General features: G+C 42.7%; 13 protein-coding genes. 7 read left to right on the forward strand and 6 right to left on the reverse strand.

The genetic code is table 11. The features are described 5' to 3' along the window. Positions 1 to 47: 47 nt before the first annotated feature. The 6 genes from ccpA (at position 48) to thrS (ending at position 7,019) form a co-directional block, all read left to right on the forward strand. On the forward strand, positions 48 to 1,052 hold the full coding sequence (ccpA, locus tag O3627_RS01200; RefSeq protein ID WP_002894913.1) for a catabolite control protein A: 1,005 nt from the start codon (positions 48 to 50) through the stop codon (positions 1,050 to 1,052). 246 nt (positions 1,053 to 1,298) lie between these two features. After that, positions 1,299 to 2,297, forward strand: coding sequence for a glycosyltransferase family 4 protein (locus tag O3627_RS01205; protein WP_125382748.1), 999 nt, complete (start codon positions 1,299 to 1,301; stop codon positions 2,295 to 2,297). 1 nt (position 2,298) lies between these two features. Continuing rightward, positions 2,299 to 3,621 carry a glycosyltransferase family 4 protein gene (locus O3627_RS01210; protein ID WP_002894916.1) on the forward strand — a complete coding sequence of 441 codons (1,323 nt, stop codon included), beginning with the start codon at positions 2,299 to 2,301 and terminating at the stop codon, positions 3,619 to 3,621. A 71-nt stretch (positions 3,622 to 3,692) separates the two neighbouring features. Then, positions 3,693 to 4,175, forward strand: a complete 483-nt coding sequence (locus tag O3627_RS01215) for a hypothetical protein (protein WP_125382746.1) — start codon at positions 3,693 to 3,695, stop codon at positions 4,173 to 4,175. 211 nt (positions 4,176 to 4,386) lie between these two features. After that, complete coding sequence (locus tag O3627_RS01220) at positions 4,387 to 5,079, forward strand: AAA family ATPase (protein ID WP_185756138.1); 693 nt, start codon at positions 4,387 to 4,389, stop codon at positions 5,077 to 5,079. Continuing rightward, positions 5,076 to 7,019, forward strand: coding sequence for a threonine--tRNA ligase (gene thrS, locus O3627_RS01225; RefSeq protein WP_125382744.1), 1,944 nt, complete (start codon positions 5,076 to 5,078; stop codon positions 7,017 to 7,019). Before O3627_RS01220 ends, thrS begins: the two co-directional genes overlap by 4 nt. Before the next feature lie 54 nt (positions 7,020 to 7,073). Here thrS and O3627_RS01230 read toward each other — a convergent pair whose 3' ends face one another. Next, positions 7,074 to 7,436 carry a MerR family transcriptional regulator gene (locus O3627_RS01230; RefSeq protein ID WP_004186110.1) on the reverse strand — a complete coding sequence of 121 codons (363 nt, stop codon included), beginning with the start codon at positions 7,434 to 7,436 and terminating at the stop codon, positions 7,074 to 7,076. A gap of 77 nt (positions 7,437 to 7,513) precedes the next feature. Here O3627_RS01230 and O3627_RS01235 point away from each other — a divergent pair, with 77 nt between their 5' ends. Continuing rightward, positions 7,514 to 7,891, forward strand: coding sequence for a carboxymuconolactone decarboxylase family protein (locus O3627_RS01235; RefSeq protein ID WP_004186112.1), 378 nt, complete (start codon positions 7,514 to 7,516; stop codon positions 7,889 to 7,891). A 38-nt stretch (positions 7,892 to 7,929) separates the two neighbouring features. Here O3627_RS01235 and O3627_RS01240 read toward each other — a convergent pair whose 3' ends face one another. From O3627_RS01240 to O3627_RS01260, 5 genes are all read right to left on the reverse strand, one after another. After that, the gene (locus O3627_RS01240) at positions 7,930 to 8,328 is read right to left on the reverse strand and encodes a hypothetical protein (protein WP_125382742.1); all 399 of its coding nucleotides are present in this window, start codon (positions 8,326 to 8,328) and stop codon (positions 7,930 to 7,932) included. A 108-nt stretch (positions 8,329 to 8,436) separates the two neighbouring features. Then, entirely contained in the window at positions 8,437 to 9,096 is a 660-nt protein-coding gene (locus O3627_RS01245) for an amino acid ABC transporter permease (RefSeq protein ID WP_002912899.1), read from the reverse strand. Positions 9,097 to 9,106: 10 nt separating this feature from the next. Further along, entirely contained in the window at positions 9,107 to 9,787 is a 681-nt protein-coding gene (locus O3627_RS01250) for an amino acid ABC transporter permease (RefSeq protein WP_002906090.1), read from the reverse strand. A 12-nt stretch (positions 9,788 to 9,799) separates the two neighbouring features. Further along, positions 9,800 to 10,612: a transporter substrate-binding domain-containing protein gene (locus O3627_RS01255; RefSeq protein WP_002906091.1), complete on the reverse strand. Its 813-nt coding sequence runs from the start codon at positions 10,610 to 10,612 to the stop codon at positions 9,800 to 9,802. 14 nt (positions 10,613 to 10,626) lie between these two features. After that, entirely contained in the window at positions 10,627 to 11,388 is a 762-nt protein-coding gene (locus O3627_RS01260; RefSeq protein WP_032913415.1) for an amino acid ABC transporter ATP-binding protein, read from the reverse strand. Positions 11,389 to 11,462 lie beyond the last annotated feature (74 nt).

Below are 11,462 nucleotides of genomic sequence, written 5' to 3' on the forward strand. Positions count from 1 at the left end.
ATGTAGGAAAGTGAAAACGATATTTTCAATAGAAGAAAGGAAACTATATGAACACAGACGACACAGTAACGATTTATGATGTCGCCCGTGAAGCGGGAGTTTCGATGGCGACAGTCAGTCGAGTAGTGAATGGAAACAAGAACGTCAAAGAAAACACACGTAAAAAAGTTTTAGAGGTCATTGATCGTCTTGACTATCGTCCAAATGCAGTGGCACGTGGACTAGCCAGCAAGAAGACTACAACAGTCGGCGTTGTTATTCCAAATATTACCAATAGCTATTTCTCAACCTTGGCAAAAGGGATTGACGATATTGCTGAAATGTATAAATACAATATTGTCTTGGCTAACAGTGATGAGGACGACGATAAGGAAGTATCCGTTGTCAATACGCTCTTCTCTAAGCAGGTGGATGGCATTATTTTCATGGGCTATCATCTGACGGAGAAAATTCGCTCAGAGTTTTCACGTTCACGCACACCGGTCGTTTTGGCGGGTACTGTCGATGTGGAGCATCAGCTTCCGAGCGTCAATATTGACTACAAGCAAGCAACAGTTGATGCTGTAGAATTACTGGCTAAGCGCAATAAGAAAATTGCCTTTGTCAGCGGACCGCTTGTAGATGATATCAACGGGAAAATCCGTCTATCAGGCTATAAAGATGGCTTGAAGAACAAGAAACTTTCATACAGCGAAGGCTTGGTTTTTGAATCTAAATATTCTTATGATGATGGCTACCATTTGGCAGAGCGTGTCATTGCTTCCAAAGCAACAGCTGCTTTTGTCACAGGAGATGAATTGGCAGCAGGCCTCTTAAATGGTCTGTCTGATCAAGGCATCAAGGTTCCAGAAGATTTTGAAATCATTACCAGTGATGATTCGCAAGTAGCTCGTTTCACTCGTCCTAACCTTTCCACAATCGGTCAGCCCCTCTATGACATCGGCGCTATCAGTATGCGCATGCTGACTAAGATTATGCATAAGGAAGAATTGGAAGAACGCGAAGTTCTCCTGGCTCACAGTATTAGCGAGCGTAAATCAACTCGGAAATAAGCGGTGAGCCGCAAGTCTGATTAGGAACTTCTCTGAACTCGAAAAGTGAGTGAAGAGACTAAGTCAATGACTGCTTTAAGAAATTTTCACTATTATTGAGTGAGGCTGAGGCGTAGTACCTCAGCCTTTTTTTGTTTCCATTCAGTTAGAGCAGTTTTCTATATGCTATCAGGCTTTGGATGGATTTTTTACCTCATTTGCCCTTGTGGTTTTCCTTTTTATTTGATTTTCGGTATAATAGGAAGTATGAAAGTATTACTGTATCTTGAAGGAAAGTCCGTTTTGGAGAAATCAGGAATCGGCCGAGCCCTACAGCATCAGATGCATGCCTTGGATTTGGCTGGGATTCCTTATACGACGGACGTTTTAGGAGATTATGATGTGGTCCACATCAATACCTATGGCCCCCGTAGCTTGCTTCTCCTTCATGCTGCCAAGAGGGGCAATAAAAAAGTGATTATGCATGGGCATTCAACTAAGGAGGACTTTGAAAATTCCTTTATTGGTTCCAATCTTTTTGCTCCGCTCTTTGGTAAATATCTGACGCATATGTATAAAAAGGCGGATTTCATTATCACGCCATCGGAGTATTCCAAGCAGCTTATCCAGTCTTATGGGGTCACTACGCCTATGGTGGCTGTGTCAAACGGTATTGACCTGCCTAAGTATAAGAAAGATGCTCGCAAGGAAGAAGTTTTTAAAAAGTATTTTAAGATTGAAGAAGGGCAGAAGGTGGTCGTCTGTGCTGGACTTTATTTCCGCCGCAAGGGGATTGAGGATTTTGTAGAGGTTGCCCGCAGGATGCCTGATGTGCGCTTTATCTGGCTGGGCTCTATCAATCTCTGGTTGATTCCGCGCAAGATTCGCCGGCTGGTTCTTTTTGACCATCCTGATAATGTTGAATTTCCCGGCTATTTTAAGGGAGCGGTATTTCAGGGAGCCATGTCTGGAGCAGATGCCTTCTTTTTCCCGTCCTATGAGGAAACTGAAGGAATTGTTGTCCTGGAAGCCTTGGCCAGTGAGCAGAATGTTGTTCTGCGTGATATCCCGGTTTATCATGGCTGGGTGGATGAGCGTTCAGCCGAGCTCTGTCATAATGTAGATGAGTTTGTCCGGTCTCTGAGAAATGTCTTAGATAAAAAGGTGGACAAGCGCGAAGCAGGCTATCAGGTGGCTAAAAGCCGGTCTATTGACGATGTTGCAGATCAGTTAGTCAAGGCTTATCAAACAGTTTTGGAGATGTAAGATGCGTATTGGTCTTTTTACAGATACCTATTTTCCTCAGGTTTCTGGGGTTGCTACCAGCATTCGGACTTTGAAGACGGAGCTGGAAAAATTAGGTCACACGGTATTTATTTTTACGACGACGGACAAGGATGTCAATCGTTATGAGGATTGGCAAATTATTCGGATTCCCAGCGTACCTTTCTTTGCCTTTAAGGATCGAAGAGTGGCTTATCGAGGATTTTCTCATGCCTTAGAAATTGCCCGTCAGTACCAGCTGGACATTATCCATACCCAGACTGAGTTTTCACTAGGGCTGCTGGGGATTTGGATTGCCAAAGAGCTGCGGATTCCGGTAGTACATACCTACCATACCCAGTATGAAGATTATGTGCACTATATTGCCAAGGGGATGGTCATCCGTCCTAGCATGGTCAAATATATCGTCCGTGGTTTTATGAGTGACTTGGATGGGGTTATCTGCCCTAGCGAGATTGTTTATGACCTTTTGGTTGATTATAAAATCGAAGCAGAAAAACGGGTGATTCCGACAGGGATTGAGTTGGCGAAGTTTGAGCGGCCGGAAATTTCGCGTGAGGATATCAAGAAACTCCGTTTCAAGCTAGGACTGGCTGAAGATGAGATTATGCTGCTCAGTCTGTCCCGTATTTCTTATGAAAAGAATATCCAGGCTATCGTTGAGGCGATGCCTGCTGTCCTTGAAGAAAATGACAAAGTCAAGCTAGTCATTGTCGGCGATGGTCCCTATGCGGAAGACTTGAAAGAACTGGTTGCCAAGCTTCAGATTGAAGAAGCTGTCATTTTTACGGGGATGATTGCTCCTAGTGATACGGCCCTTTACTATAAAGCTGCGGATTTCTTTATCTCTGCCTCAACCAGTGAGACTCAAGGTCTGACTTATCTGGAAAGCTTAGCCAGCGGTACGCCGATTATTGCTCATGGCAATCCTTATCTGGATAATGTTATCAGTGACAAAATTTTTGGAACCCTTTATTACCAAGAGCGTGATTTATCAGGCGCTATTTTAGAGGCAATTATTGCGACACCTGATATGGATGAACAGAAGTTAGCAGACAAGCTCTACGAAATTTCAGCGGAGAATTTTGGTCGCAGAGTCTATGAGTTTTATCTGGATTTAACTATTTCCAAGGACTTCCACAACGAGCTTAGCCCAGAGGAAAGTGCTGCCAAGCGTCTGGCCAAGACAGTGGCCTATCTGCCTGGCAAGGTCATCTCTCTACCCATCAATGGCTCTGTTCGTATCCTCAAAGCTTCGAGTAAGCAAGTGAAAAAAATCAGGAATATTACTAAATTATTAGAATAGAAACATGCCTTGCATCATTGCGGCAATAGCTATTTATGCAAGGTTTTATTTAGAAATAGAGGAGAAATCTTATGAAAAAATATCTCAAACAGCTGCCTTTGTTGCTTTTGTTCTATGGCATTGTCGTTGGTTCGGGCTTGATTTGGGAACAAATTTGGCAATATTTTATAAATAATACAGAAAGTATGGGAAGCGATTTGAACTGGCTTTCTAATCTTAATTTATTTTATTATGCTGTGCTGCTTCCTTTGATTGGTGCAGTGATTGTTTATATAAATACTCGGATGCAAGGTTTTTCACTGCCCTTTCTTCTTTTGATTCCAGGGGTTCAGTATTATTATCTATTCAAAAACTTTTTTGACGGACTTTTTTACTCAGGAGACAAGATTTATAATCCAATCACTTCCACGCTTTATAATGCTAGGGATATTCATGTCTTGTTATTCCTTTCTTTGGGAGGAATGCTGTTGGCAGAGCAATACCGTAAAAAACGTCAAGCTGCCACTTTGAGTCAAGAGGCTCTAAATCGTTTTTCTGGTTTTGATGTTCAATAGCTCTTGCAAATTTCTCCAATCGTGTTATAATGTTTTCTAGAGACAAATCACCTGCAGGAAATCTTATAGAGAGCGCGTGGAGCTGGAAATCGCGTAGAGGATGCAGTTGGGACTACTCTATCAGCTTTTATGCAAACATAAAACGGTGGCTACGTTAGAGCCGATTCGAGGTGTAAGTCTTTTGGCTTGCATAAATGAAGGTGGAACCACGTTGCGACGTCCTTTCGAGGATGTCGTTTTTCTTTTGTCAGAAGGAGGGAGAATGGTGCTTTATATGATTGGCGGATCACCTTGTAGTGGGAAGTCAACAATTGCTTCACTTCTTGCTAGACAGTATCAGCTGCTTCATATCAAACTGGATGATTTGGTAGACGAGATGATGAGTCAAGCAAGTGCAGACTCACAGCCGATTTGCCTTCTTAGACAGGACAGAAATCCGGAACAAATCTGGATGAGAAATCCAGAAGAGATGGCAGATGAAGAATGGCGCTTTTATGAAGAGATTTTTCCTTATGTAAAATCTTACTTGATAAAAAATCAAGATAGACCTCTCTTGGTGGAGGGGGCAGGACTTTTGCCTCACTTGGTAAAGGAGCTTGAATGGCCATCGTCTTCCTATCTATGCTTGACTCCGACAGCTGATTTTCAGAAAAAGCATTATAGACAGAGAGAATGGGTTCCTTATGTCTTAGAGGGAACAACCAATCCTGAGCAAGCTTTTGAAAACTGGATGCAGCGAGACATTCTTTTTGCTCAAATGGTCCGTAAGGAAGCGATGAAATTAGGTTATTCTAGTCTCATGACAGATGGTCGTCAATCAGAAAAGCAGACTGCGGAAGAGATTGCTCGAATCTTTAAATTGTCCAATATAAATAGAATAGATATTAAAGGAGAATACTCATGATTAAGATTACTTTCCCAGATGGCGCTGTGTGTGAATTCGAATCTGGCGTTACAACTTTTGAAATTGCTCAATCTATCAGCAATTCCCTAGCTAAAAAAGCCTTGGCTGGTAAATTCAACGGCAAATTGATTGATACGACTCGTGCCATCACTGAAGATGGTGCCATTGAAATCGTGACACCTGACCACGAAGATGCTTTAGATATCTTGCGTCACTCAGCAGCCCACCTGTTTGCGCAGGCAGCTCGCCGTCTTTTCCCAGATATTCACTTGGGCGTTGGTCCCGCCATTCAGGATGGTTTCTACTACGATACAGATAATGAAGCAGGGCAAATTTCGAACGAAGATCTGCCTCGTATCGAAGAGGAAATGAAGAAAATCGTCAAAGAAAACTTCCCATCCATCCGTGAGGAAGTGACCAAGGATGAGGCGCGTGAAATTTTCAAAAACGATCCTTACAAGTTGGAATTGATTGAAGAGCATTCAGAAGATGAGGGTGGTTTGACCATCTACCGTCAGGGTGAATATGTGGATCTCTGCCGTGGGCCTCACGTTCCATCTACAGGTCGAATCCAGATCTTCCACCTCTTGAACGTGGCCGGTGCATACTGGCGCGGGAACAGCGACAATGCTATGATGCAGCGGGTTTATGGTACTGCTTGGTTTGACAAGAAAGACCTGAAGAAATATCTGCAAATGCGGGAAGAAGCTAAAGAACGCGACCACCGTAAGTTAGGTAAAGAGCTGGATCTCTTCATGATTTCTCAAGAAGTGGGTCAAGGTTTGCCATTCTGGCTACCAAACGGTGCGACGGTTCGTCGCGAGTTGGAGCGCTACATCGTTGACAAAGAGTTGGCTTCCGGCTACCAACACGTCTACACTCCGCCTTTGGCTTCTGTGGAGCTTTATAAGACTTCTGGCCACTGGGAGCACTACCAAGAGGATATGTTCCCAACCATGGATATGGGTGATGGAGAAGAGTTTGTTCTGCGTCCCATGAACTGCCCTCACCACATCCAAGTCTACAAACACCATGTTCACTCTTACCGCGAGTTGCCAATCCGTATCGCTGAGATTGGCATGATGCATCGTTATGAGAAATCTGGTGCCCTGACTGGTTTGCAGCGGGTGCGTGAAATGTCCTTGAACGATGGCCACTTGTTTGTAACGCCAGAACAGATTCAGGAAGAATTCCAGCGTGCGCTGCAGTTGATTATCGACGTTTACGCTGACTTCAACTTGACAGAATATCGTTTCCGTCTGTCTCTTCGTGATCCTCAGGATACGCATAAGTATTTTGATAACGATGAGATGTGGGAAAATGCCCAAACCATGCTGCGAGCAGCCTTGGACGAAATGGGTGTGGACTACTTTGAAGCAGAAGGAGAAGCAGCCTTTTACGGCCCTAAACTCGATATCCAGGTTAAAACAGCCCTTGGAAATGAGGAAACTCTGTCAACTATCCAGCTGGACTTCCTCTTGCCAGAGCGTTTTGACCTCAAATATGTCGGAGCTGACGGTGAAGAGCATCGCCCAGTTATGATTCACCGTGGAGTTATCTCAACCATGGAGCGCTTCACAGCCATCTTGATTGAAAATTACAAGGGTGCCTTCCCGACCTGGCTGGCTCCGCATCAAGTGACCTTAATTCCTGTTTCTAACGAAGCCCATATTGACTATGCTTGGCAAGTGGCTAAGAAGCTGCGTGACAAGGGTGTCCGTGCTGATGTGGATGAGCGTAATGAAAAAATGCAATACAAGATTCGTGCCTCACAAACTAGCAAGATTCCTTATCAGCTCATCGTTGGTGACAAGGAAGTCGAAGACGGGACTGTCAATGTCCGCCGCTACGGTCAAAAAGAAACACATACAATACCAGTAGACGAATTTGTAGAGCAGATCTTAGCAGACATTGCCAACAAATCACGCGTTGAAAAGTAGAACTCATTAGAAAACAATTAAACCCGAGCAATTAGCCCGGGTTTCGTTTATAGATTATTTAGGAAGATTCCTGATTTCTGCTTGATACCATTCAATTTTATTATCTAATTTTTTTAGTGACATTTGCCAATTTTTAATTTGTTCTTGAACAAAACTGCGATGCTTCTGCAGCATTTCTAAACGTTCTTTTAGGCTGCCATCACCCCGGTAGCGCAAGTCAGCATATCTCTGAATATCTTGCAAATGCATACCCGTATCTTTTAAACGCTGAATAAACTGAACCCAAGCAAGATCGTTCTCGTCATAGAAACGCTGACCGCTTTGATCTCTACCAACTTTAATCAATCCTCGTTTCTCATAATATCGGAGTGTATGTGTTGATAAATTCACTTTTTGGGCAAATAGACCGATTTTCATAAAAAACCTCCTGTGATTTCTTGACTTAGAGTATGGTCTAAGATTTATAATGACATTGTAATCATTTAAGGAGGTAAATGCAAATGAAAAACAAACGATTTGAACGTGGATTGGAAAGGCTCAATCAGATTGATGGTGAGGGCGGTGAGAAGGTCATTTCCTCTCTGAAAGAAATAGCTCCCGATTTAGGAGACTATATTGTAGAATTTGCTTTTGGCGATATCTATAGTCGTGAGGGACTGAATCTACAGGAACGAGAAATCGTCACTCTTTCTAGCCTTTTGACACAGGGAGGTTGTGAAGCACAGCTGGAAGTACATATTCAAGCGGCTTTAAATGTTGGCTTAAACCCCGAAAAGATTATAGAATGCTTTTTGCAGTGCATCCCTTACGTTGGATTTCCTAGGGTACTAAATGCCGTTTTTCTAGCTGACAAACTATTTAAAAAAGAATAATAAAAAGGCCGCTGACTACATCAGTGGTCTTTCTAGTTTTAATTCAAGTATTTATCCACATAATCATCAAAATCAGGATATTCATTTCGGTTCATGGCATAGAGCATTTCCCCATAGAGAGGGTCACTTGAAGGGTCATCAGGTTCTAGAAGAGTAGCTATTTTCATATCATCATCTGGGAAAAGGATGGTGTAGTGATAGGTATCGCTGACAGTGATACTGTAATATTTGGTATTATCTTGATAGCCTGACTTATCTATCTTATAGTGAAATTCTTTATCGCCTAGTTTGCCTGTTTTGTCATTGAAGACAATGTCAATGTCCTCTCCGTTTGCTTTCTGAGCCTTCCATTTTCCCTGGAAGCTAGTGTGCTGACTGCAGGCGCTGAGAAAGATTGCTGTTAAGAAAGTGATGAAAAGCCATGTTAGTTTTTTCATATTGTTCTCCTTGTCTATCCTTTGATATTATTCTAACACAAATATTAAAAATAAAAAAGCTGAGTTAGTAAACTCAACTTTTGCACAGTAGATCTTTATTTGAGCTATCTATTCTGCAGCTTGAGCCCAGCGTTGGGATAGCTTGCGCGAGAAGCTGGAAATGGCGAAGTTAATCAGGAAATAGATGGCTGCTACTAGTAGGTAGAGCGCGAAGACCTGTTCAGCTTCAAAATAGCGTCCCATTAGAATTTGAGCAGAACCAAAGAGTTCTTGGAGCGCAATAACAGAATAGAGCAGGCTGGTATCCTTAATCACTGTTACAAACTGAGAAATGATGGCTGGCAGCATTTTCCGAATAGCCTGAGGTAGGATGATATAACGCAAAATCTGAAACTGAGTAAATCCTTGAGATAAGCCAGCTTCAGTCTGACCTGGGTCAATGGCATTGAGACCGCCCCGGATAATTTCTGCCAAAGCAGCAGAAGTAAAGACAGTGAAGCTGATGATACCGGCTGGCGTTGACTTAATCTGAAAGACTAAAAAGATGGTGAAAATCCAGAGCAGATTGGGTACATTACGGACAAATTCGATATAAATGCTGGCAATTAGCTTGAGCAGTTTATTTTTTCCGTTTCTCATTACTGCTAGAATAGTTCCAAAAATCGTGGATAGGACAATGGAAATGAAAGAAATTTGGAGTGTCAGCCAGAGCCCCTTAAGGATAAAGAGGAGGTTGTTTGCGGTTAAGACTTTTAAAATATTTTCCATAGATACCTCCTTAGATGCTATAAGCTTGTTTATTGGCTTCCTCTACCTTACGTCCCCAGCTAGCGATTGGGAAGCAAAGGAGGAAGTAGAGCAGAGCAGCTCCGGCAAAGGCTGGGATGTAGTTGGAGTTCAGAGCAGACCAGGACTTGGTCACGAACATCAGATCCATACCAGAGATAATAGCGACGGTAGATGTATTTTTTATCAGATTGACGACCTGATTGATTAGCGGTGGCAGGATAATCCGAAAAGCTTGAGGCAGGATGATGTATCGCATGGTTTCGACATAGGTAAAGCCCTGAGATAGTGCAGCTTCTGTCTGCCCGCGAGGAATGGACTGGATACCTGATCGGATAACTTCGGCGATATAAGCACCGTGGTACAGTCCCACACAGAGAACCGCAGTCCAATAGATTGAGGGCATGATGGTGTAATTGCTGACTAGCGGAAGACCGTAAAAGACAATTACAAATTGCACTAAGAGTGGTGTGTTCTGATAAAACTCAACAAAAACACGAGCTAGACCACGTAGAACTTTATGCTTACCTGTGCTGATAGCTCCAAAGAAAATCCCTAGTAGAAGAGCCAAGGTCAGGGCACCGATAGAAATAGCTAAGGTAAAGAGGAATCCTTGGAAAAACTTGCCAAAGTCCGCAAAGTAGGCCTGCCAAGAAGAAATACTAAAACTCATAGGGTCTCCTTTCTAATCATCTGTTGAAGCAGATGGTTTTAAATTATATTTGTCATAAAGTTTCTGCAGACTGCCGTCTTCCTTCCATTTAGAAATTAGGCTATCTACATAGTCATTCAATTGAGTATTGGATTTTTTTGTTACTACACCATAATCGGCTTTTTTGAAGCTGTAATCCAGAATGTTTGACTTGGAGCTTACATAGCCAGTCAGGATAGACTTGTCAACAGAAATGGCATCAATACGGTGAGCTCGCAAGGAAACAGCAAGTTCAGGGTAAGAGCCTAACTCCACATATTTGAAGTTGAGTTTTTTCTCTTGGGCGATTTCTTCCAGTAAGGTTTGAGTAATAGAGCCCTGGACGACGCCGATAGTCTTATTATTCAAGTCCTTAACGTCTGTAATTTTGCTGGATTTATTAACTAGAAAACCAGAAGCATCAGTGTAGTAAGGGGTTGTGAAATTATAGATTTCCTTACGCTCATCTGTGATGGTAAAGGTCGCAATGACCATGTCAACTTGTCCGTTGTCCAGAAGTGGTCCGCGGGTTTGTGCAGTAACTGGGACGTAGTTGATTTTGACGCCTAGTTCCTTAGCAATCTTCTTTGCAATATCGATTTCTAAGCCGCTGTAAGTATTGCTATCAGGATTGAGGTAACCAAAGTTAGGTACATCCTGCTTGACACCGACATTGAGGACTCCGCGTTTCTGGATGGCCTTGACCTGTTGGCTGGTACTGGAATCGGCTTGTGCGGGAGCGGCATTGATTAAGCCAAGAGTCAGAAGGAGTAAGAGTAGGATAATGAGTATTTTTTGTAGTTTCATAGGTCTTCTCCTTTTTAAGAAAGCACATTATCACTCTCATGGTTGATAATTTTACTGAGAAACTGCTTAGCACGAGGTTCGGTAGGATTGTCAAAGAAAGCATCAACATCAGTAGTATCTACTAGCACCTCGCCGTCTGCCATGAAGATAATGCGGTCAGCTACCTCACGGGCAAATCCCATCTCGTGTGTGACCACAATCATATTCATGCCGTCTTTGGCTAGTTTTTGCATAACAGCCAGAACATCCCCGATTGTCTCAGGGTCAAGGGCAGAAGTCGGTTCATCAAAGAGCAGGAGCTCAGGATGCATGGCTAAACCGCGGGCAATGGCAATCCTTTGCTTTTGTCCACCGGATAACATGCCTGGGTAAGAGTCTTTCTTGTCCCACATGTTGACAAATTCTAGATATTTTTGAGCGATTTTGTTAGCTTCTTGTTTATCCATTCCTAGAACTTTAATAGGCGCCAAGGTAACATTTTCTAACACCGTTTTGTGGGGGTAAAGATTAAAATGTTGAAAGACCATTCCGACTTCTTTGCGTAAGTTGACCAAATCTTTGGCAGCAGTGTTCGTGACCTCGTGGCCATTGACAATTAAGCTTCCCTGGTCAATGTCTTCTAAAGCGTTGATTGTACGGATAAGAGTAGATTTTCCTGAGCCGGATGGTCCCAGCAGTACAACTACTTGCCCTTTTTCAAAACTGAGATTGATATTGCGCAGAGCATGGTAGTCTCCGTAATACTTTTCGACATTTTTAAATTCAACTAAAGCCATATCTTTCTCCTTTGTGTTAGATAATATGACATAGATTTTACCATAGAATAAATAAACTGTCAAATTGAATAAAA

Source organism: Streptococcus sp. 27098_8_82, assembly GCF_041431615.1.
Lineage (GTDB): Bacteria > Bacillota > Bacilli > Lactobacillales > Streptococcaceae > Streptococcus > Streptococcus sanguinis_K.